General features: G+C 50.6%; 23 protein-coding genes. 13 read left to right on the forward strand and 10 right to left on the reverse strand.

What is annotated here, in order from left to right:
• Window positions 1-60 precede the first annotated feature (60 nt).
• The 5 genes from ABWW03_RS01820 (at window position 61) to ABWW03_RS01840 (ending at window position 3,809) form a co-directional block, all read left to right on the forward strand.
• Window positions 61-630, forward strand: coding sequence for an RNA polymerase sigma factor (locus ABWW03_RS01820; RefSeq protein ID WP_353405993.1), 570 nt, complete (start codon window positions 61-63; stop codon window positions 628-630).
• Window positions 617-1,111, forward strand: coding sequence for a hypothetical protein (locus ABWW03_RS01825; protein ID WP_353405994.1), 495 nt, complete (start codon window positions 617-619; stop codon window positions 1,109-1,111). The genes ABWW03_RS01820 and ABWW03_RS01825 overlap by 14 nt, the downstream gene beginning before the upstream one ends.
• A 10-nt stretch (window positions 1,112-1,121) precedes the next feature.
• Entirely contained in the window at window positions 1,122-2,063 is a 942-nt protein-coding gene (locus tag ABWW03_RS01830; protein ID WP_353405995.1) for a DUF4097 family beta strand repeat-containing protein, read from the forward strand.
• A gap of 105 nt (window positions 2,064-2,168) precedes the next feature.
• Window positions 2,169-3,326, forward strand: a complete 1,158-nt coding sequence (locus ABWW03_RS01835; RefSeq protein ID WP_353405996.1) for an aspartyl/asparaginyl beta-hydroxylase domain-containing protein — start codon at window positions 2,169-2,171, stop codon at window positions 3,324-3,326.
• 84 nt (window positions 3,327-3,410) lie between these two features.
• Entirely contained in the window at window positions 3,411-3,809 is a 399-nt protein-coding gene (locus ABWW03_RS01840; RefSeq protein ID WP_353405998.1) for an acyl-CoA thioesterase, read from the forward strand.
• A gap of 3 nt (window positions 3,810-3,812) precedes the next feature.
• Here ABWW03_RS01840 and ABWW03_RS01845 read toward each other — a convergent pair whose 3' ends face one another.
• Complete coding sequence (locus ABWW03_RS01845) at window positions 3,813-4,247, reverse strand: hotdog fold thioesterase (RefSeq protein WP_353405999.1); 435 nt, start codon at window positions 4,245-4,247, stop codon at window positions 3,813-3,815.
• An 83-nt stretch (window positions 4,248-4,330) separates the two neighbouring features.
• Entirely contained in the window at window positions 4,331-4,978 is a 648-nt protein-coding gene (locus ABWW03_RS01850) for an MBL fold metallo-hydrolase (protein ID WP_353407109.1), read from the reverse strand.
• A gap of 201 nt (window positions 4,979-5,179) precedes the next feature.
• Here ABWW03_RS01850 and ABWW03_RS01855 point away from each other — a divergent pair, with 201 nt between their 5' ends.
• Window positions 5,180-6,115: an alpha/beta hydrolase gene (locus ABWW03_RS01855; protein ID WP_353406001.1), complete on the forward strand. Its 936-nt coding sequence runs from the start codon at window positions 5,180-5,182 to the stop codon at window positions 6,113-6,115.
• Window positions 6,116-6,130: 15 nt separating this feature from the next.
• Here ABWW03_RS01855 and ABWW03_RS01860 read toward each other — a convergent pair whose 3' ends face one another.
• Entirely contained in the window at window positions 6,131-6,811 is a 681-nt protein-coding gene (locus ABWW03_RS01860) for a phospholipase D-like domain-containing protein (protein WP_353406002.1), read from the reverse strand.
• 113 nt (window positions 6,812-6,924) lie between these two features.
• Entirely contained in the window at window positions 6,925-7,296 is a 372-nt protein-coding gene (locus ABWW03_RS01865) for a hypothetical protein (protein ID WP_353406003.1), read from the reverse strand.
• 295 nt (window positions 7,297-7,591) lie between these two features.
• On the opposite strand from ABWW03_RS01865, the gene ABWW03_RS01870 reads away from it, so the two are divergent.
• A complete protein-coding gene (locus ABWW03_RS01870) occupies window positions 7,592-8,365 on the forward strand; it encodes an SDR family oxidoreductase (protein WP_353406005.1) in 774 nt (257 codons plus the stop codon).
• Here ABWW03_RS01870 and ABWW03_RS01875 read toward each other — a convergent pair.
• The 5 genes from ABWW03_RS01875 to ABWW03_RS01895 all read right to left on the reverse strand — a co-directional run bounded on the left by ABWW03_RS01875 (window position 8,362) and on the right by ABWW03_RS01895 (window position 13,700).
• Complete coding sequence (locus ABWW03_RS01875) at window positions 8,362-8,973, reverse strand: nucleotidyltransferase family protein (RefSeq protein ID WP_353406007.1); 612 nt, start codon at window positions 8,971-8,973, stop codon at window positions 8,362-8,364. The genes ABWW03_RS01870 and ABWW03_RS01875 overlap by 4 nt on opposite strands.
• Window positions 8,966-9,898, reverse strand: coding sequence for an XdhC family protein (locus ABWW03_RS01880; RefSeq protein ID WP_353406008.1), 933 nt, complete (start codon window positions 9,896-9,898; stop codon window positions 8,966-8,968). The genes ABWW03_RS01875 and ABWW03_RS01880 overlap by 8 nt, the downstream gene beginning before the upstream one ends.
• 17 nt (window positions 9,899-9,915) lie before the next feature.
• Window positions 9,916-12,165 (reverse strand): xanthine dehydrogenase family protein molybdopterin-binding subunit, encoded by a 2,250-nt coding sequence (locus tag ABWW03_RS01885; protein ID WP_353406010.1) that lies wholly within the window; start codon window positions 12,163-12,165, stop codon window positions 9,916-9,918.
• Entirely contained in the window at window positions 12,162-12,656 is a 495-nt protein-coding gene (locus ABWW03_RS01890; RefSeq protein ID WP_353406011.1) for a (2Fe-2S)-binding protein, read from the reverse strand. Before ABWW03_RS01890 ends, ABWW03_RS01885 begins: the two co-directional genes overlap by 4 nt.
• 144 nt (window positions 12,657-12,800) lie before the next feature.
• Window positions 12,801-13,700, reverse strand: a complete 900-nt coding sequence (locus ABWW03_RS01895) for a LysR family transcriptional regulator (protein WP_353406012.1) — start codon at window positions 13,698-13,700, stop codon at window positions 12,801-12,803.
• A 119-nt stretch (window positions 13,701-13,819) separates the two neighbouring features.
• Between ABWW03_RS01895 and ABWW03_RS01900 the strand changes: the two genes are divergently transcribed.
• Both ABWW03_RS01900 and ABWW03_RS01905 read left to right on the forward strand, forming a co-directional pair.
• On the forward strand, window positions 13,820-14,518 hold the full coding sequence (locus tag ABWW03_RS01900) for a CoA transferase subunit A (RefSeq protein WP_353406013.1): 699 nt from the start codon (window positions 13,820-13,822) through the stop codon (window positions 14,516-14,518).
• Between the two features lie 11 nt (window positions 14,519-14,529).
• Window positions 14,530-15,186 carry a CoA transferase subunit B gene (locus tag ABWW03_RS01905; RefSeq protein ID WP_353406014.1) on the forward strand — a complete coding sequence of 219 codons (657 nt, stop codon included), beginning with the start codon at window positions 14,530-14,532 and terminating at the stop codon, window positions 15,184-15,186.
• A 99-nt stretch (window positions 15,187-15,285) separates the two neighbouring features.
• On the opposite strand, the gene ABWW03_RS01910 is transcribed toward ABWW03_RS01905, so the two are convergent.
• Window positions 15,286-16,470 (reverse strand): acyltransferase family protein, encoded by a 1,185-nt coding sequence (locus ABWW03_RS01910; protein WP_353406015.1) that lies wholly within the window; start codon window positions 16,468-16,470, stop codon window positions 15,286-15,288.
• Between the two features lie 223 nt (window positions 16,471-16,693).
• Between ABWW03_RS01910 and ABWW03_RS01915 the strand changes: the two genes are divergently transcribed.
• From ABWW03_RS01915 to ABWW03_RS01930, 4 genes are all read left to right on the forward strand, one after another.
• Window positions 16,694-17,581, forward strand: coding sequence for a LytR/AlgR family response regulator transcription factor (locus ABWW03_RS01915; protein ID WP_353406016.1), 888 nt, complete (start codon window positions 16,694-16,696; stop codon window positions 17,579-17,581).
• An 87-nt stretch (window positions 17,582-17,668) separates the two neighbouring features.
• Complete coding sequence (locus ABWW03_RS01920) at window positions 17,669-19,924, forward strand: TonB-dependent receptor (RefSeq protein ID WP_353406017.1); 2,256 nt, start codon at window positions 17,669-17,671, stop codon at window positions 19,922-19,924.
• A complete protein-coding gene (locus ABWW03_RS01925; protein WP_353406019.1) occupies window positions 19,924-21,336 on the forward strand; it encodes a PepSY-associated TM helix domain-containing protein in 1,413 nt (470 codons plus the stop codon). Before ABWW03_RS01920 ends, ABWW03_RS01925 begins: the two co-directional genes overlap by 1 nt.
• A gap of 112 nt (window positions 21,337-21,448) precedes the next feature.
• Window positions 21,449-22,576 carry a hypothetical protein gene (locus ABWW03_RS01930; protein ID WP_353406021.1) on the forward strand — a complete coding sequence of 376 codons (1,128 nt, stop codon included), beginning with the start codon at window positions 21,449-21,451 and terminating at the stop codon, window positions 22,574-22,576.
• Window positions 22,577-22,586: the final 10 nt, after the last annotated feature.

Raw genomic sequence — 22,586 nt, forward strand, 5'->3', positions numbered from 1 at the left:
GACAAACGTTTTCAGGGACAACCCCGTCATAATCAACAAAGCCACACACTAGGAGACACTATGACGGCTGTTGCAGAAGCCTATGCTGGAGAAGATCCAGACAGCGCTCTGGTGGATCAGGCAGCCAGCGGCGACAGCCGGGCCTTTAAGCAGCTCTATGAGCGACACTACAAACGGGTTTACGCCCTGTGTCTGCGCATGACTGCAAGCCCGGAATCCGCTGAAGAATGTACCCAGGAGGCCTTTATCAAGGCCTGGCGCAAACTCGACACCTTTAATAAACAAAGTCGATTCAGCACCTGGTTACATACGCTGGCAAGCCGGACCACTCTGGACTACCTGCGCAAGCACAAATCCTGGCTAAAGCTGGTGTTTAGCCAGGAAGAGGAAGCGATACCCGAAGCACAGGGCCCCAGTCTGGAACAGGGCAACCTTGAGCTTTCCAGCCTCGATAAGCTGCTCTGTCGCTTACCCGAACGGGCCAGGGTTGTTTTTACTCTGCACGGCGTGGAAGGTTACCGCCATGTGGAAATCGCCGAAATGCTGGGCATTTCATCCGGCGCAAGTCGCGCGCAGTACCATCGCGCACGCAATTTATTGCAGGAGTGGTTAAACCATGAAGCAGAATAAAACATTAGATGAGTTGCTGGCCGATGAAAGCCAATGCCCAGAAGAAATCAGCCCCAGTAAAGATCTGTGGCCGGGCATCGAACGGGCCATCAATCAGGAACAGCAAAAGCGATCCTGGGGCATGTCCATCAACAGCAAAATTGCCCTGAGCAGTGCCGCTTCGGTTTTGGCGGCGGTGTTGCTGATCAAAACGGATTTTAGCTCATTTAATCAGCCACAACAGAATGAGGGCATCGCCGCCCTGGTGGAAACCTATGAGCAGGAAAAACAGCAGATGCTGGTGCGCTACAAAGGACAGGAAGCTCTGGTCAGCGACTGGCAGCAACAATTACACGATATGGAGGAGGCCGCAAAGAGCCTGCGCACAGCCCTCGAAAATGATCCGGACAATGCTGTTCTGATTCGGATGCTGGGGAATGTGTATCAACAACAATTGGACCTGATCAATAAGGTTCACGCACCACAATGGCAACAAATTTAAGGTGAACGACATGAAGCATGCAATTTTAACATTTGGTTTAGCTGTTCTTTCCAGTGCCGCCATTGCGGGTCAAAGCATTGAAAAAACCCTGGACGCCGAATCCGACGGCCGAGTTTACATCGACAATATGCGCGGTAACATCACCATCATTGGCTGGGACAAAAACCAAGTCAAGGTCAGCGGCGAGCTGGACGATGAAGCTGAAGGCTATGAATTTGAACGACAAGGTCAGCGTGTGGTTTTTGAGGTCGACATGCCACGCGGCAATTACCGTAACAAATCCCGAGGCTCGGAACTCACCTTCCACATTCCCAAAAACAGCAAATTGTTTGGTGAAGGTGTTCTGGTCGATTTCGAGATCAGCGATATTCATGGCGGCAGCATTGTAGAAACCGTGAACGGGAGCATCAAGGCGGAATCCCTGAGTGAAGAAATTCGACTCGAGACCATCAACGGCCATGTCTCCACTGAAAACCTCAGCGGGCAAATTGAAATTCAAAGCATTAATGGCGGCATTGAAGACAGAAATTCCAGCGGCACGCTGGAGATCAAAACCGTCAACGGGCCTATTTCCAGTCACACAGATGCGCCGGTAATTGAACTGGAGTCGGTCAATTCAGTGATCGAACTGGAATCCAAAGAAGTTAGCGATCTGCGCATTCAAACCGCCAATGCCCGCGCGAACATTACCATTGACAAGCTGCTGCCTAATGCGGATGTCAGCATCGATTCCGTCAGCGGGCGCATCACCTTGAATCTGGACGCCGATGTCTCCGCGGATTTCAGTTTGAGAAATCACGCCGGCGGCCGTATTAAAAATCAACTGAGCGACCAAGAAGCGGTACGACCACAATACGGACCCGGCCGCTCTTTGGATATGACCTTAAACAATGGCTCTGCCGACGTTCGAATTACCAGCGTCAGCGCACGTATCGAATTAAAAGCAAACTAGCTCGATCCAATAGCAACCCCACCGGCACAAGCCTTAAAAAGCTTGTGCCGAGCAGCCCCAGGCTCTACTCTTAGGCGTTTCGTTTCAAACCAAAAGAAGTGAGCCATGCAAGCCTTACAAGAACAGCTGAATCAGGCATCCCAAGCCCTGCGTAGCGGCCAGGCCCAACAAGCCAAACGACTCTTTCAGTCTGCACTGCAACATCCCCAAGCTCAGGCAAATGCCGGCGTATGGCTCGGACTGGCGTTTGCCTGCGGGAATGCCCAGGATTCACAAGGCGCACTCGATGCTGTCAATCAGTCCCTACAGCTGCAACCCAGAAATCCCCAGGCCCTGCTCTTCAAAGCAGACAACCTCTGGCACAGCGGAGACAAAGCTACGGCGGCAGAGTTCTATCAAGGTTTTTTGATTCAGGCAGAACAAGACCCACAACTCGCCCCTGACTTACGCGCTCAAATTCCACGCGCCCAAGCCAATTACGACCGTGTTGAAACCGAACAGCTGAATTATCTTCAGGATCAAGTAAACGCCCTGGGACTTAACTCGGAAAGTACCGGCCCCCGTTTTCAGGAAGCGCTCGATATCAGCATGGGGAAAAAACAATTTTACCCTCAACAACCATCCAAGTTTTTCTTTCCACGACTGCCCCACATTCAATTTTTTGATACCGAGCAATTTGACTGGGTGGACGAACTGGAATCCGCTACCGCAACTATCAAGCAGGAACTGGAGGCCGCGCTGGCCAAAGGGGTAGATTTTGAACCCTATTTACAAAGCAGCGAAGAAGTGCCCACCTTAAGTCGGAGTAAAAACTGGAATAATAATGATTGGGGCGCATTCTATCTTTGGAAAAACGGCAACTGCCTGGACGATGCCAAAGCGCATTTTCCAAACACCATCAGCGCTCTGGACAACATTCCGTTCGCCCGAGTTCCCGGCAGCTCCCCTAACGTATTGTTTTCTCGCTTGCGACCAAAAACACGCATAGACCCACATCACGGATTTTTGAATACTCGTTTGATTTGCCACCTGCCATTGATCATTCCAGAGAACTGCGGCGCCCTGCGCTGTGGTAATGAGAGCCGCCCCTGGCAAGAGGGTAAAGTGATGATCTTTGATGATTCAATTGAGCATGAAGCCTGGAACGATTCCGACTCCGAACGCGTAGTACTGATTTTTGAAATCTGGCGCCCGGAGCTAAACGAAGCCGAGCGTGACGCCATTGCCAAGTTACTCAACAGCATCAAGTCGTATCAATCATAATTCATAAGCATTAACTACCAGCCGGGCATAGCAACCATGAAACCATCATCGGACTCGCGCAGTGATTATTTTTGGTTCACTCAGATGAGCACCAAATTTCAGGACAATGATATTTACGGCCATTTAAACAACAATGTTCATAGCCAGTTTATTGATAATGCTGTGAACTTATTCCTGCATCAGGAAGGCGGATTGAACATGGCCAGCGACCCGATCATTGGCCTCATCGTCAATTCCGGCTGCGACTATTTTAAAGAATTGGGCTGGCCTGAACATCAAACTATTGATGTCGGTGTACGGGTTAATAAAATCGGACGCAGCTCCGTGCAATACGCTGCCGCATTGTTTGCCCCCAACGACGATGAAGCAGCCGCCCAGGGGCACTTTACCCATGTGTGGATTGATCGAACGAGTCGTGCGACCGTGGACATTCCATTGGGGTTACGTGCAGCTATGGAATCGGTGTTGCGCAAAGCGGAATAGCACTTAACGCTTCAGCGGCACCACCGCCATTGTCAATCGGGAAATACAGCTCAAACGCCCTTTATCATCTTCGATGTGAATTTCCCAAACCTGGGAACTGCGACCGCGATACGCTAACGTCGCCGTTCCGATGACATGGCCTTCTCGCACACCGCGAACATGGTTCGCATTGACTTCCTGGCCGACACTGAATTCTTTACTGGGATCGATCACCAGATTCGCACCAATACTGCCCAAGGTTTCCGCCAACACGACATTGGCGCCACCGTGGATTAAACCGAAGGGCTGGAACGTACGATGATCCGCTGGCATGGTGCCACGAATATAATCATCACCGATTTCGGTGATTTCAATGCCCATGGCCTCTACGGCTGTGTTTTTATGGCCCTTGGTGAATTCTTCAAGGCTGGGTTCTGAAAACCAAATACGCTCAGTCATAACACTCTCTACTACGGCAGTTCAAAGCTCGCTGAATGTGTCTGCGATTTGCGCTGATAAATTGCGCGAGCTTCTCAATGGAATTAACCGAAATTTTTATCGGAAACAAACGGGTTAGTCTTACGCTCATGGCCAAATGTTGACATCGGGCCATGTCCGGGAATAAAGCTTACATCATCGCCCAGTGTCCATAACTGCTCACGGATAGACTTCACCAGGGTGTCAAAATCCCCACGAGGAAAATCAGTACGGCCGATCGATCCTTGAAACAAAACATCGCCTACGATTGCCAACTTAGTGCCTCGGTGAAAGAAAATCACATGACCCGGAGTGTGTCCGGGACAATGACGCACTTCCAAAACCTCTTCCCCAAAGCGGATGTCGTCACCCTGTTCCAACCAACGGTTCGGTACAAAGGTACTGGCCGGTGGAAAACCCATCATCTGAGCTTGATTGGGGAGCGATTGAATCCAGAAATCATCTTCTTGATGCGGGCCCTCAATCGGCAATTCGAGTTCTTTTGCCAACGCGGCCACCCCTCCCACATGATCCAGATGGGCATGGGTATTAATAATTTTGACCAGCGTAATGCCCAACTGCTGAACCGCTTGCTTGATACGATCCAGATCTCCACCAGGATCGACAACAACACCCTCCATGGTTTTTTCACACCATAGCAGGCTGCAATTTTGCTGGTAAGGGGTCACGGGGATAACTTGGAATTTCACAATAACTCTCTGATCGGGCCTGAATTGATTTATAGTCGTCTCGTATTATGCCCAAATTAGCCGCTGGGCTCACTGGCCTATTCCGACGATGAATTGACCAAGGTAACGATTACTCACTATTATCGGCAATGCTGGCACTCAATGCCATAGCCTATCCAATCAGGTCGGAAACGCCACCTGAACAAGAGACACTAAGGACCTTCCATGAAAAAGCTCAGTATAGGGCTAGCCATTTTATTGCTCACCACCTGTGTGATTGTTGGGCTGGTACTGCCGAACCATATGCTCGCCGCGAAAAATCAAATCCCCAAGCAAACCCCAGCCGATTTGGGCATTGCTTATGAAGACATTCATTTCGAGCCGAAAGACCAAGCCCTCAAGCTCCACGGCTGGTGGATGCCTGCTGAAACCCCCAAGGCCATCCTGTTGATGGTGCACGGTGCAAACGGTTCAAAAGAAGGACGCTTCCCCAATTCATTGGCAATGTACAAAGCTCTTTTGGCTGAAGGTTTGTCTCTATTGGCCATCGACCTGCGTAATCACGGAACCTCAGCACGCAGCGAACAAGGCGAGCTGGGAATGGGCATTGCTGAGCGCCCGGATCTCATTGCAGCTCTTGATCAAATCGAGCTGAAAAACCCGCAGCAACTGCCCATTTTCAGTTTTGGCTTGTCCATGGGAGGCGCAGCGGTCATTCATCTTGCCGATGTCGATTCCCGCAGCCGAGGCCTGATCTTATTTGACCCGATGCTCAATACCAAAGATGCTTTGGAACTGGGCGCCCAGGCCAGCACCGGGGTTCCAAGCTGGCTCGCGGAACTGGTCGTTTGGAGTACCTTGCAACAACGTGACTTCGAACCGTCGGCCTTTACCGTCGCCAGCCAACAACGTTTGCCCACCCTATTGCTGCAAGACGTTGGCGATCCGGTCACGCGCCTGGAGCACGCTGAAGCCCTGAGAAACACTCGAAAAGATATTGAATATCACGCCTTCGCTGATCCAGCCAGTGACCACTGGATCTACGACAAGCACGGAGCCTGGGGCACTCATGTTGCCGCGTTTTATTTCGAGCCCGAAGTCTTTATTCAAAACATCGTGAGCTTTGTCGACAAACACAGCACGCTGTCTGCCGGCCAATGAAAGAAGCAACTGCGTTTATTCGTAGGCCTGCCAAAGCTGTTCAAACAGCACAGAAAATTCTCGCAGTAATTTACGTTCGTAGCTCAGCACAATATTTTCCTGATTTTTTGTGCTGGCGCTGCGAGTCCAATTGAAACTCCCATTGATCAGCAGGCGTTGATCAAATAAGGCGAATTTATGGTGCATATGGTATGGGCTGTGGTCCAAGCGCAGATTCACACCTGCCTCTTGCATACGTTCAATATCGCTGCCCAGGTCGTGGGATTTATCATTATCGCTGATGATACGCACATCGATATTGCGCTGATGCGCATCCAAAATTGCCTTCGTAATAATATCGTCTGAAATAGTAAACACACAGATTTCAATCTGTTTCCGAGCAGCGCGGATCTGTTGAACAATGGCCTCTCGACAGGTATTTCCGGGGCTGAAATAAACCTGCTCAGTTTTATAAAAACCGCTGTCCTGCTTACAGACCTTAACCACCTTTCTCAACCACTCCAGAATCGCAGCGGGCTCGCTGTCCTCTTCGTCCATCGCATCGCGGGCCAGATCAAAAGCCCGATTGCGCACAAAATTGCGTTCGGCGTCACTCAATTCCAACACAAAACCCCGCAGCTCACGCTTCTCCTGATTGTCCAAACGTTCATCGCTGAGAGACTGAGAAAGAAACGATTCCAACTGAGCCTTATCCATGCCACTACCCCAATTCACCAAGATCGTTGGAGGCTCAGGATAGTGAGAGGTCAAACACAATACAAGGTCTGGCAATTCAGGAAGGCGAAAGAGGGTATCAGGTCGGCCTGGATTCAGATCGCTTCGGCCATATCAGGCTCGGCGAGGTATTTCATCAAGGTGTTGTGCTCAGAAACGATTCGAACTGCCCGAAGGCTTGACGGGAAACCAACCCAGGTATAACTGGCGGTTTGGGGGCGCAACAGACGATAACTGGCCAAGCTGTTTTCCGGTTCACCGCCGCAATCACACGAGGCTGCCCCCATGCAGAATTCAAAATCGAAGATGCCTCGGTCTGCATCAGGCTGCTCTTTCGCCAAACAGAGTGTGGCACGGTCGTGCTGTTGGCAACAGTGCCCCAAGGCCACCACAACCAGATGAGGCACGATGCCCCGATACATCTCTATTTCGACTTGTTTGACACGTTGAGCTTTGATATTTGGCATGAAACTTCCCTTTATGCACAAATGGTTATTGTTATTATCGGCAAAATCCCAGGGGGCTTAAGCGAGCTAGCTGGCAATCCTACGCCGGGTTTCCCCGGAGGAATGTGAAGGACTTGGCAATTTGATGGATACAATGCCACAGACATCAACCTCAAACGAAGGATGGATCCTGTGCACGTATCAAGCGCCAACTGACTCACTCTTTAAGTGCGACATCCTGTCAGTATTCACCCTAGGCGCTATAACTATTGGCTCTTACAATGAGCCCTCTTTTAAAGTCAGCCAGGAGACAGCCATGCAGGCACTATTTGATTTACAGGGTAAGGTGGCCATTGTGACCGGTGGTTCACGGGGAATTGGCGCCATGATTGCCCAGGGCTTTGTGGCCGCTGGCGCGAGAACCTACATAACCGCGCGCAAGCAAGCGGAACTGGACGCCACGGCTGAAGCACTCAGCGAACAGGGTGAATGCATCGCTATCAGTTCAGACCTCAGCACAATGGAAGGCATAGAGCAGTTTGTCGCTGAAATTCAGGCGCGGGAATCGCAAATCGACATTCTGGTCAATAACGCCGGCGCAACCTGGGGCCAGGACATTGATGAGTTCACCGAGCAAGGCTGGGATCGAGTCATGGATTTGAACACCAAATCCATTTTCTTTTTGAGCCAACAATTATTGCCACTGCTGCGCCAGGGCGCCAATGCCGATGACCGCAGCCGGATTATCAACATCGCCTCCATCAATGGCTTAACCAATCCGAACATGGAGAACTATTCCTACTCAGCAAGTAAGGCGGCGGTTATTCACTTAACGCGCCATATGGCGGCACGTCTGATCAAAGATAATATTCTGGTTAACGGTATTGCCCCGGGCTTTTTCCCGAGCAAGATGACCGCCTTTATTTTGGATCACGATGAACAAGCGGCGGCGTCTTCCGTTCCCGCAGGCCGAATTGGCACTCCGGAAGATGCAGCCGGAACGGCAATCTACTTGAGCTCACGCGCGTCGGCCTTTGTGAACGGTCACACCATCGTGTTAGATGGCGGTCAGGTTGCAAACGCCCACTAATCAAGAGACCTTATTAGATCTTCCGGCTTGTCCACATCTTGGTAGAAACCAGGATGTGGACTGTCAATTGCCTGCAACATATCAAGCTGCGACTGAATAACAGGGCGGGCACCCTGATCACCTTTGAGCTTCTGAAACTCAGGCAAAAAGCGCCGAGCAAACACCACCGGGTTCCCTAAACGCCCTTCTTTCTCTGAGTAAGGTGCAGCAATCACATCGTCTCGCCAGATAATTTTTTTCAGAAACGCCTTGAGCGCTTCAGCATCCAGACTGGGCATATCAGCCAAAGCAAATAAAGTGAACGGGTGTTGCCCAGAAAGACAAAAGCTGGCCGCTGCCCTCACAGTAACCGACAATCCTTCGCGGACATCGCCCAACAAATTGAAGGCAATATTTTGCGCACTGAGGTGTGAGCGCAAATCATGATCGTCTTCCCTGAGAAAGACCACCAACGGCAGATTCAATTCCAAATAAGCTTGCAAACTATGATCGATCAGGCGACGCCCGTCCGCCATTTTTTCCAACAGTTTCGCTCGACCGAAACGCCTTGAAAAACCAGCCGCAAGAACACAAACCTGCAATTGATCAACACTCTGGTGATCAGGCATTTTTAACCGAGATCAAATCCGCCAGAATTGCGACAGCAATTTCAGCAGGCGTTTTGCTGTGAATATCCAAACCAATGGGAGCTTTCAGTGCAGCCAATTCTTCCTCACTGAAACCGAAATGTTCCTGCAATCGCTGGCGACGTTTGGCACTGGTTCGAACTGAACCCATTGCCCCAACATAGGCAGCGTCAGAACGCAGGGCTAACATAATCGCCAAGTCATCAATTTTTGGATCATGGCTGACGGTGGTGATAAAACAATGCCGATCAACACCACGAGCAGCCAGTACATCATCCGGATATTGCCGATACAACGGCGCCCAGTGTTCTTGCCATTGTTCAGCGTATTCCGGACGGGGGTCAATCACGGCGCAGCGAATGTTCACCAGCTCAGCCATTTGCACAAGGTACTGAGCAATCGGCCCTGCCCCGACAATATAAAGCTGCCAACGTGGACCCAATACATTGAGCCAACGTTCACCATCCCATGAAGATTCCTGTTTACTGTCGCAAGGTTGTACGACACAGTGCTTGTCGCTGAAGGTACTCAATAGCGCAATGGGTTGACGATCTTTGAGTGCTTGCAAGGCATCACGCAACACATTGTCTTGCAACGGTTGAACATACAAACGCATGCAGCCACCACAAGGCAGCTGCAAACGTGCACGCTCTTCTTCGCTCTCACCGTACAACAACACTTCAGCCTGCCCTGGCCAATGGCCTCGCAGGCGCTCCAGCAGCTCTTCTTCAACGCAGCCGCCGGAAACGGACCCCCAAAATTCTCCACTGTCGGCCACTGCCAACAGAGAACCGACTGGCCTCGGAGAACTGCCAAAGGTCTCTATGACCGACACCAGACAAATCTGTTTTCCGGCATCAGCCGCCGTCAATGCTGCTTGTAAAATTTCTTCGTGTTCAGCCTGCATGTCTCTCTAAAACACTCTTAAGCCAGACGCAAAGGCAATTCACGCAAACGTTGACCACTGGCAGCAAAAACAGCGTTTGCCACCGCAGGCGCTATCGGCGGCACAGCGGGTTCACCCGCGCCGGTAGGTGCTTGAGTACTCGGAACAATATGCAGCTCAATATCCGGCGCTTCGCTCATGCGCACAACCGGGTAGTCATGGAAATTGCTCTGCTCCACTACACCATCTTTCAATGTGATGGTGCCACTCAATGCTGCAGACAGACCAAAGACAATACCACCTTCAATCTGCGCGGCCACACCGTCGGGATTCACCACTCGGCCACAGTCCGCTACGCAATACACTTTATGCACTTTGATCTGACCACCCTCGACCGACACTTCGGCCACCTGAGCAACGTAGGAGTTAAAACTGAAGACCGAGGCAATGCCGAGATAGCGTCCCTGGGCAGCCAATTGCTCGCGCTGTTTCCAGTGAGACATGTCCGCAACTTTCTTCAGTGCCGCCGCCAGGCGAGGCATATCGCCACAGTGCTGCAAGCGATAATCCAGTGGATCAATTTCTGCTTTCTCGGCTAATTCATCCATAAAGCCTTCTTTGAAAAAACCACTGAATGAGTGCCCAACAGAGCGCCAGAATCCCAAACGCAAACCAGGATCAATGGTCACTTGGCGAACGGTTTTATTGGCCACACTGTATTCTTCCCACAGGCCTTCGACGCTGCTGGGATCAACCGTCCAGTTTTCAAAAATGCCGTGGCCGCGCTTACTGATCCAATCGACAAAACCGCCCGGTAAAAATTCCGGCAAATACATGCCCGCAGCTTCATCAATGGTGTAACCCATAATATTGGGGCCGACACGGGTCACATCCCATGCCTGCAGCTGACCATTCTCATCCATGGCCGCACTCATTCGCGCCGACGCCGCCGGACGATAGAAATCATTTTTCATATCGTCTTCACGGCTCCAAACCAGTTGGATAGGATAACCACTGGCCTTGGCAATCGCCACCGCTTCAGCAACGTAATCCTGATTCACGCGACGGCCAAAGCCGCCACCCAGAAACGTACTGTGAACACGAATATTATCGCGGGGCACATCGCAGTGTTCAGAGGCTACCGTCTGGCTTACATCCGGCCCCTGGGTTGGCACCCACACATCCGCCACATCATCTTGCAACCACACAGTGCAGTTCATGGGCTCCATTGTTGCGTGCGCCAGATACGGCACGTGATAATCAGCCGTTAAGGTATTGTCGCCTGCTTTGGCGATCGCTGCGCGACTGTCGCCTTCTTCAAAGGCAGTTTGTCCATCTTCCGACAGGGCTTTTTCAAACGCCCGTCGAATATCCGCTGAATTCTGTTTTGCGAGCTCGGGCAAATTCCACTCGACCTTTAATTCGGTCAATGCTTTGCGAGCCTGCCAATAATGCTCTGCAACAACGGCGACGCCATTAAAAATGGTCACGACATCGATAACACCTGGCAGTGCTTTGGCGGCACTGGCATCCACGGTTTTTACTTCACCGCCAATTACCGGGCAACGCAACAACGCCGCACGTTTCAAATTAGGAATATGTTGATCGGAACCATTAATGACCGATTCAGCGCTTGGACTACCCACATCAATACCAAAACGCGCCTGCCCGGTCACCTTGGCTAAGCCATCAACTTTTTTCTGCGGCTTGCCAATAAAACGGAGACTGCTGTTGGATTTCAGAACGACTTTCGTGGGAGGCTTTATTTGGCTGGCTCGCTCAACAAAATCTCCAAGGCTGTAAGCCTTTTCAGCTAACCACAGCTTTCCGTCGCGAAGCTGCAAACTGCTTGGGTCCATATTCAGTTTTTCAGAAGCCGCTTGCACGATCATTTCCCGAGCCGTCGCCGCTGTTTTCCTCAGCGGTTCATAGTGCGCCATGATACTGGTGCTGCCACCGGTCATTTGCATACCGAACAAGGGATTTTTGTAAGGCTCGCCAACACCCGCATGCAGAATGGTGATCAGTTCCGGGGGCGTGTTCAGCTCCTCAGCAATCAACATACTTAAACCGGTGTTGGTGCCCTGCCCCATTTCTGCACGTGGCATCAGGAAAATAATTTCACCGGCAGGTGTAATCTGCAAAACACCATCGCTGACCAGCGCATCGCCCTGGCTGTACAACAACGGCTTATCCTTCGCGAGCGCGGGCATGCTGAGCATCAAACCACCAGCACCCAATAGTTTTAAAAAGGAACGACGCTGAATCGCCATATTGGACTGACTCATGCCTCACCCCCTGCGGCTTGAGCCGCTGGATCAAACTGCTGAACGCCAGCAACACTTTTAATGGCTTTGCGAATTCTTGGATAAGTACCGCAGCGGCAGATATTGCCACTCATGGCAGCATCAATTTCGCCGTCACTCGGTTTGGGGTTGTTAGCCAACAGTGCACTGGCTGACATGATTTGCCCTGGCTGGCAGTAACCGCACTGCGGCACATTGTGCTCCAGCCAAGCTTCTTGAACAGGATGCAACTCCTCAGCATTGCCCAGCCCCTCGATTGTGGTCACGGATTTTCCGGCAACCGCAGCAATTGGCAGGATACAGGTACGACTGGCAATACCATCGACATGCATGGTGCAGGCACCACACAAGCCCATGCCACATCCAAACTTACTGCCGGTTAACTGAAAGTGTTCGCGGACAATCCATAACAAGGGGGTATCGGCGGGCAAATCCACGGACACGGGCTCGCCATTGAGCTGAAATTCGATCATGAGCTAATCCTGCCTGAAGGCTTATTATCTCTGAGCCAGACAGGCCCAGAATCTATAAATAGCAGTCTAATTGATGACTCTAATTGGGGCTTTGGGTTTAACCAATCTTTACCGAATAGGACATTTGTACAAATTAAAATTCACCTACCGATAGAGATTCATCAGCATGCCCACCATTGCCGAGGCCGGCGCAGACAAACCGTGACGGCGGCGACTCAGAATCACAACCTTTCGCTTAAACACCGGCTTGGCGAGAGGCATGCATTGCAAGCCCATTTGTTCCATCTGCTGCTGACAAAAACCAGGAACAATACACAAACCCAAACCCTCAGCCGCCATACGTCCCACCGTGGTGAGTTGGTTGGCTTCATAGATGCGCTCGGGCACTGCATTTTGCTCCAACATAATGGTGTCCAGACTGCGGCGAAAACCAGAGCGAGCATTCAAACTGATAAAAGGGAAGCGTGCCAGATCCCGCCAGGCAAGCTGTGGTTTCGACGATAATTCATGGGCCGCCGGCAAGGCGACAATGGCCCGATCGCTGAACAACACCTGCTGGTCAATATCGTCCGGGGGCTCCTGCTCAAACGCAATGCCCAACTCCACTCGCCCAGAGTGCACCGCACTGAGCACATCCTCCATCACAATATCTTCCAAGCTGAGATCAATTTCAGGGTATTGCTCATGAAAACGGGCCATCAGTGCCGGGAAGACACTGGCCGCCAGCGAAGGCATGCACGCCATCGCCAGCCGCCCACGACGTAAAGCAAAGCGGTTATGCATCTCATCAAAAGCGCGCTCCCAATCTTGCAAAATACGCTCGGCGATGGGGTAAAAGGCCTCTCCTTCCGGGGTTAAAGAGACACTGCGGGTAGTACGATTGATCAGTGGCCCACCCAATTGCTCCTCCAGATTACGGATCGTAATGCTCAAGGCTGGCTGGGAAAGGTGCAGCTCACCACAGGCTTCGGCAAAACTCTTATGCTTAGCCACGCAGACAAAAGCACGCAGTTGCTTATGGGTAAAAGAAGGGCGCTGACTCATGACACTCTTAGTTTTATAAAATTTATTAATAGTGAATTTTTTTATATTTGATAAATATAGCGAATTCCACCAAGCTAGGCCACCAATGCATAATTGAATCATAGATAACGAGGTGGATGATGTCCGGTTTCAATAAGGTTGTCGGCAGCTATGAAGAAGCCATGGCCGGCCTGGAAGATGGCATGACAATCATTGCAGGCGGTTTTGGCCTGTGCGGTATCCCCGAGGGCTGTATTGCCCAAATCAAGAAGATGGGCACCAAAGAGCTGACCATTGTGTCCAATAACTGTGGTGTTGATGGCTTTGGCCTGGGCATCTTGCTGGAAGACAAGCAAATCAAAAAAATGGTGTCATCCTACGTGGGTGAGAACAAACTGTTTGAAGATCAGTTACTGGCCGGTGAACTGGAAGTCGAGCTGACTCCTCAAGGTACCCTGGCTGAAAAAATGCGCGCGGGCGGCGCGGGCATCCCGGCTTTTTATACCGCTACCGGTTACGGCACACCTGTCGGTGACGGCAAGGAAGTACGTGAGTTTGACGGTCGCAACTACATTCTGGAAGAGGCCATCACCGGTGACTACGCCATCGTTAAAGGCTGGAAAGCCGATACATACGGTAATGTGATCTACCGCCATACAGCGCAAAACTTCAACCCAATGGCCGCCACAGCCGGAAAAATCACCATTGTCGAAGTAGAAGAAATCGTTCAACCCGGCGAACTGGACCCCACACAAATCCACACCCCTGGTATTTATGTGGACCGCCTGATTCAAGGCACTTTCGAAAAACGTATTGAACAACGCACCGTACGCGCATAAGGAGATTGATCATGGCTTTATCTCGTGAACAACTGGCAATGCGCGTAGCGCAGGAATTACAAGACGGCTATTACGTCAATCTGGGCATCGGCATTCCGACACTGGTTGCTAACTATGTGCCTGAAGGCATGGAAGTGATGCTGCAATCCGAAAACGGTCTGCTGGGCATGGGCCCCTTCCCTACAGAAGAGGAAGTTGATGCTGACATGATTAATGCCGGCAAACAAACCGTTACCACCATCACCGGCGCTTCCATTTTCAGCTCTGCAGAATCGTTCGCCATGATTCGCGGCGGTCATGTCGACTTGACCGTACTGGGCGCCTTCGAGGTGGACGTGCAAGGCAACATTGCCTCGTGGATGATTCCCGGAAAACTGATTAAAGGCATGGGCGGCGCGATGGATTTAGTCGCCGGCGCAGACAATATCATTGTCACCATGACCCACGCCGACAAACATGGCAATTCGAAGCTGCTAGGCGAATGTACCCTGCCGCTCACTGGTGCAGGCTGCATTAAGAAAGTGGTGACCGACTTGGCCTATCTCGAAATTGAAGATGGCCACTTTGTTCTTAAAGAACGCGCACCCGGCGTGAGCGTGGAAGAAATTGTCAGCAAAACCGCCGGCAAGCTCATCGTGCCTGACCATGTTCCTGAAATGAACGTATAAGTTTTTTCTACACTGAAACCGTATCGATTTCCGTACGTAGGGCTCCCAAAGAATCTTCTAGGGGGCCCTTTTTTTATCTCCCGACTTTTGTTTTCCCTGTTATTGAGACGGGCGATATACCAACAAGCCTCCCATACTGGCATGAGGTTTCAAACCGAAGAGAAAGCGCAGTAAACGTATACGCCGAATCACCTCATAGCTGACATAACACGCGAAAACTGTGGTCATCAGTAGAATAAGAAACTCCGACATCCCTCCCAGTCCCAATGGCTTTAACGCCATCGCGATGATGATGATGTAACTTTGGTGCAGGATATACCATGGCAACACGGCCTCTTGAAAGTAACGCCCCAATGGCCCCTGCTTCTGCAAGTAGGCATAGGAAAATGCACAAGCGCCGAGTATCCATAACCACGCATTACTCTTGCCCCAAAGTTGCAGAGCGGCCCACTGTCGTCCATCCGTCCAATCCGTTTCAATCACTCCATTGTGTACCAGTAGCACCCCTCCATAGCCAATGAGCGCCGCCGCGAGAATCCAACGTCGATACCCATTTAAAAACTGCCAGCAGGAGGTATTTTTCGCAAAACAGTACCCCAACAAAAACACCAGAAAATAGCGCGCTAGATTGAACCAGTCTCCCCAAATAGCGTGATTACTCGGGTAATCGGCCTGAAGCCAAAAACCCAAGCCCGCCAGCGCCAGCGAAGGAAGCAGCAGCAGGGCAAAACCGTGGATGGAACACTGGTCCAAACGATCAGCCAATCGCTTCACCAAAGGCCGGATGAGCAAAAACACGAACGTAAATACGAGCAAGTACGCCAGATACCAAAGATGGTTCCAGGTTAACAGCCAACCGCCATGCCGGTATTCAGGAAAACTCTCACCGCCGGTTGCCCAATACATCCGCAGAAACTCGAGATAACTGCCCTGGTACTCATGCCCTTGCTGTAATTCAAAAAAGAGCTGCGGCGCCACAATGACATACATACCAAACAACAGGGGCACCAAAATACGACGCAACCTTAAGCGCAACAATGAGAACGGTGTAATTGAGCGCTCCGCATAACGCAGAGCCAAACCCGAAATGAGAAAGATCAAAGACATTCGCCACGGCGCCGACCACAGCATCAGACTTTGGAGAAGCTCACTCTGATGGGCACTTTTGATATGCCATCCCCAATCCGCCACGAAATACATGCCGCAGTGATACACTATCAGCAGCAGGAAGGCGATACTGCGCATATTATCGATATCATGTCGGCGTTCAGAAGGCATTGGCATAGCGGCATCTCACTTTTCAAAGCTCATACAAAGAAGCCCGTACCTTACTTGGCTCGACCACAGCAAAAGAGAAAAAGTGTTTATAAAACAATAACTAGGGACAAGCGGTGGCGATGAGGGATGAAATTCTTGCGGCGCAAAAGCCAAATCGTTAGGGTGGCACCGAATGTGGCACCCCACCAACAGTGCCCTTGCATGACATCGCCGTACACAAAGGTAAACTATGAACCTTCAGCATTATCAAAAGCATCAATCTTTCTATGAGATTGGCGCTTTTGTTCTGAGCCTTTTCATCAACAACAGCATCATTGCAACCTCCCGAATCATGGAAGCCAGCCGTCACAGCGACGGACCTATTCCTCTATGGCCCCACTGGGTGGATGAATACAGCAGCGCGCTCGGCGTCATTGCCATTGTTCCTTTGTTTCTGTGGTTGCTCAGGCGCTTCCCTTTCGACCTGGCGCATATCAAGCGCAGTTTAGCTATCTACTTTCTGGCCTCCATTGTTCTGTCTCTGGGTCATGTTCTGGTGATGTCTCTTCTGCGATGGATGATTTACCCTCTGTTTGGCAGCGAACGCTTTTTTGGGGACATCGGCTTTGAATTACTGTACGAATACCGCAAAGACGCTTGGGGCTTCGTCACCGCCTTGGTTATTGTGCACGGCTACCAGTTTATCCTGGCAAGACTGATTGGAGAAGCCAGCCAACTCAGTACTGGAGAAGATTCTGAGGCCAACAGTCACGGCGATCGCTTGCTGGTCAAAAAACTTGGCAAGGAATTCATTATCAAAGTTCAAGACATTGAATGGATGGAAGCCTCCGGTAACTACGTCAATCTGCATATTGCGAATCGGGTTTATCCGATTCGCTCGACTCTGGCTCATTTTGTAACAACAATGGCTGAGCGCGGCTTTTGCCGTGTTCATCGTTCCCATGCGGTCAATCTGGAGTGCGTTCATTCAATCGACAACCTCAGCAGTGGCGACGGCGAAATCACTCTTGAGTCAGGCAAGGTACTCGGAATCTCAAGGCGCTATAAAGATGAGCTGAAAAAACAATTGAGTCTGGATGGTAGGCCGCACCCCACAGACGACATTAGCAAAAGCTAATAAGTCGCGTCACTTTGTCACATCGGAAACATTCCCAAGCACTGCTAGCATTGTTCTGATTTCGACATTGTTTAAGGGGAATAAACGTTGCGATTACTTAACCCACTCTGGTGCAAACCTCTATGCCTGTTCATTTCTATTGGCCAGCTATCCGCCAACCTCTACGCAGAGAGCGCATCAGACCATAACGAAAACGACATAGAAGAAATACATGTAATCGCCGACCGTTTATTCGCTGATAGCACACGCCTCAGTCCCAGCAGCCGCATCACCGCTGACGATTTAAAAGCCATTAGCCTGCTTACCGCCGAAGACAGCATTGCGTACGAGCCGAATCTGGTTGTCCGCCGCCGTTATGTTGGTGACCCGAACGGTGTCTTGGGTATTCGCGGCTCAGGCATGTTTCAAACTGCACGCAGCCTCGTTTTTGCGGATGGTTTGCCACTGCACTATTTATTACAGACACGCTGGTCGGGTTCTCCCCGCTGGTCTTTACTGGGCCCGGATGAAATTGCCAACGCCACGGTCATCTATGGCCCCTATTCCGCTGAATATTCCGGTAACGCCATGGGCGGCGTTGTCGACATTAAAACACGCACGCCTCAAGAACGTCGTTTTATTGTGCAAGGGCACCTGCTCAGTCAGGATTATGATGCGCTAGGCAAGAACGACAGCGTCAATGGCAATAAAATCTATATGGCCTATGAAGATAACATCGGCGACCTCAGCTTAAGCGCTTCCTACAACCGCCTGCGCAATGACAGCCAGCCCATGAGCCAATATTTCACCGAGGCCAACGAAGCCGAAACTCTGGATGAGCTTGGTGTCACAGGCTACGTTCGCGGGCAAGACAAATACGGTAACGACGTTATTTATATCGGCGACTCTGGCGCGGAGGAATCCACGACAGAACTGTATAAACTGAAACTGAATTACCAATTGGGCAATATGCAATTGCGTGGCACCATTGCGTATGAAGATCGCATTCGAGAGGAACACAATAAACGTAATTATTTGATCGACGCCACCGGCAATACTTACTGGGGGCTCGGCAACAGAAATTTCGAACAGCGCTCACAGGAAAGGAATAGTTTGTTGTTGGGTTTCGGTGTCAGCGCTGAAATCTGGGGCAATTGGTTCTACGATATTTACACCACTAACTTTGAAATCATCAAAGACAAAGAACAGCGAAGCGGCTTGAACCCGAATGACCCTAGCTTTGGCAGCCGTAACGGTCGACTGACTCAGTTTGGCGACACCGGATGGAACACTCTGGATATCAAACTGGGCACTGACACATGGTTTGATCGCGATGATATGCGCCTCTCGATAGGATTTCTGAAGGATCGCTATCAACTCGCCATCAATGGATTTAACCTCAACGCCAGTGATGGCTCGGTTGTGTCCACCCGTTCGCCCAGCCAGGGTGAAACCTCAACCACAGCCGTATTTGCACAATGGGGCTGGCAGAGCAATGAACATCTGGATATCGCACTAGGGCTGCGTTACGAACAATGGAGAACCCAGGATGGGCTCTATAACAATATTCAAGCACCCAAACGAGACGAAAGCAGCTGGTCACCTAAATTCTCTATCGGTTATACACTGAATGAACAGTGGAGCTTACGGTATTCAGCCGCTGAGGCTTACCGTTTCCCCATCGTAGAAGAATTGTATCGTAATGAAGCTGCCGCTACGGCGGTTCTTATTGCCGATGCGAGCCTTGAACCCGAACAGGGCTTTCACCAAAACATCAGTTTGATCAATGAGTTTGATTCTGGAAAGCTACAGATCAATGTCTTCTGGGAAACCATTAAGGATTCTATTTATAACCAACGTGGTACCATCAATGACGGCGGCAACAATATCAGTGTATCGACTTTTCTTGCCATTGATGAGGTCAACACTTCTGGCGTCGAATTCATATACGAACAGCGCGACTTTCTCTTAAGCAAGCTCTCCCTGAGATTCAATCTGAATTATACCGATGCAGAAATTAGCGAAAACTCCGCCAACACCCGCATCGAAGGCAATGACCTTCCGAGGATTCCCAGTTGGCGCTCGAATCTTATGCTCAGCTATCCGCTCAACGATCAACTGAGTCTGCATTCCAGTTTCCGCTATGCCAGCAACAGCCATGGCGATCTCGACAACAGTGACGGTGGCAGCGAGGTCTTCGGTGCAATTGACGACTACTTCTTTGTTAACAGTAAAGTCAGCTGGCGGATGAATGACGCGCTGTCCATTAGCGCTGGCGTTGACAATATATTTAACGACACGGCGTACGTGGCACACCCATGGCCATCGCGCAGTTATTATCTCGAAGGGCGATATCAGTTCTGATGCTGTCATCGAAAGAACAAAAGCGCCTTGCCTTGGAAAGAGTGCTTTGGCGCTGGCATTTTTGGGCAGGCCTTCTATGTCTGCCAGTAATCCTGACGCTTGCCACCAGCGGCGGCATTTATCTGTTTAAAACAGAGTATCAACAGTGGCATGATCAACGCCTGCTGGATAACGCGAAGTCCATACCCGTCTCTCAGAATCCCCACGATCTTGAGCGCAGCATCACTCAACTCCTGACAAGTCGCCCGGACGCGCGCTTCAAGAAACTCCAAATCAGCCAGCCAGACAATCCCATCGTTCAGATTGAACTTAAAGAAGGCAAACAACGAAAACTGTACTGGCTGAATCGTCAAACCGGCGAAGTGCTGAAAGAAGCCATAAAAGGCCAGCAATTGATGTCATGGCTAAAAAAGCTTCACGGCGAATTGCATGCCGGCAAAATGGGCTCCTATGTCGTTGAACTGGCGGCACAATGGTGCATCGTTTTGATTCTCTGTGGCCTCTGGCTGAGCTATTTGCGCCAACAAAAACGAAGCCCCAATAAAAGAACCGCCTTTCGGCAGGTATTTTGGCCCTCAGGTAAGCAATCCGCATACTGGCCCAGGCATTGGCATCAACTGCTTGGCAGCTGGTTCGCGTTTGCCATTCTTCTCCTGTTGATTTCAGGGTTGCCCTGGACTCAACTCTGGGGCAGCGGATTCAAAGAATTACAGAAGCTCGCTGGCTGGAATAGTCCTGGACAGGAATGGCGAATTACTTTGCAATCGAACGATCAACGCGCGTTGATCGATAATTCACTCTGGCAGATTACCAACCAAGAGGAACAGACCAAGCCATTACTCTCACAAGACCGGCCCGGCCCGGCTTCCAGATCCAAGGACATTGGACTCAATCAAGTCCTGAATAGAATGCACTCGGAATCCTGGGCGTATCCCATTACCATACAGCCCCCCAATCACCCCAAGGGAGTATGGTCAGTACGGGCCATGCACAGCGACCGCAGCCGCCGCAAAACCGTTCACTTTGATCGCTGGAGCGGAGAAGAGTTAATGCGAATTGAGTTTCATCACTATCACCCGGTCAAGCAACTCGCCTCCCATGGCATCGCCATGCATGAAGGTGCCTTGTTCGGACGCCTGAACCAATGTCTGGGTGCACTCACGGCACTTGGGCTTGTCGTCCTCAGCTTATTTGCTTTTGTCAGCTGGTGGAAACGTCGCCCTCAAACCACACCCACGACGGCCGCACACACGTTCCGACGCAGCCCATCAACACTGCTCGGCCTGCTGATGCTCATGCTCCTCCTCCCGTTGTTTGGCGCCAGTCTGATTCTGGTGTATCTCGCCGACAAAATATTCACTCGGAGCAAATCAACCGTTGAGAGCCGACTGAGTTCTGACGATACCCAATAACCGTAATTCTCACGCCCCAAAGTATTAAATAGCAATACCATCAACAAATCGGTTGACCCAAAAGTTCTATTCCCTAGTATGGTGCTCTGTATTTGACTTATTAGGGACTGTCATGAAATCCAGCCGCCAACTCAGTAAGATTGTCAATATCTTTCTTCATATCATCGCCCTGGTGTTTACCTATTTTCTGCTTCAAGGGGGCTCGTTGATTATTGAGAGCCTACCCAACCGACACACTCAAACACAACTGGAAGACTACCTGGACAAAGCTCAGCTGGATGCTCTCGATAAGTCACTCGATGCCAGCAATCTCGAAGCCGAAACCCTGAGTTTCAATCAACAAAGTGTCAAAACAGAGCTGAAGGGCTTAAAAGACGTCCTCGCCATTCAGCAGCAAAACTACAAGGAAATGCTCGCTTCGCGTTATGTTACCGAAGACAACCAGAGTAACCGCCAAGTTGAGCAGATTCGCCAAAAAATTGAGCAAGGGCGCGTAGCCATCACGGAAGTCACCCAGAAAAGCAATCAGCTGAAACAACAGCTGCTGCAAAATCAACAAACGCGAAATCAGATCCAACAGGAAATTCAAGACCTCAAAGGCGAAGCACGTAAAGTCCTGCGTCAGGAACAACGCAGTAATACGTTAAAAGCGTTTTTGATTCGCCTCTTGTTTGTGTTGCCCTTGATGGCGATTGCGGTGTTCCTGTTCAAGCGTTTTCGCGACTCAAGTTACTGGCCCTTTGTGTATGGTTGGGGTTATTTCTCGTTGTATGCTTTTTTTATTGAATTGGTTCCTTATTTTCCAAGCTACGGTGGTTACGTGCGATCCATCGTCGGAATCGTCGCCTGCTTCCTGGTTGGGCGCTTCCTGATCCACAAGCTTCAGGACTACCTGGAAAAGAAACGGGAAATGGAGCAACGTGACGAAGAGAGTCGTCGCAGCAGCTTGCAAAACAATGAACGTAATCTGGAAAATTCTTTCGAGAAAATTCACAAAGGTATTTGCCCATCCTGCGATCGAAAGTTTGTCAGCCCGGATAACAAATATTGTGTCTACTGTGGTCTATGCATTAAACGTGAATGCCAAACCTGCAACACTCTTCAGGTGAGCTTTAATCAGTTCTGTTTCGAATGCGGAGAACCTCATCGTGAAGTGCAGGAAAACGAGCACTCCGAAGAGCACGCCGCTGAACCAAACGACGGCATCAATAGCAGCCCACCAACGCCCTCGGGGGTTTAGAGCACCGCAG

Source organism: Pseudoteredinibacter isoporae, assembly GCF_040372805.1.
Taxonomy (GTDB): domain Bacteria; phylum Pseudomonadota; class Gammaproteobacteria; order Pseudomonadales; family Cellvibrionaceae; genus Pseudoteredinibacter; species Pseudoteredinibacter isoporae_A.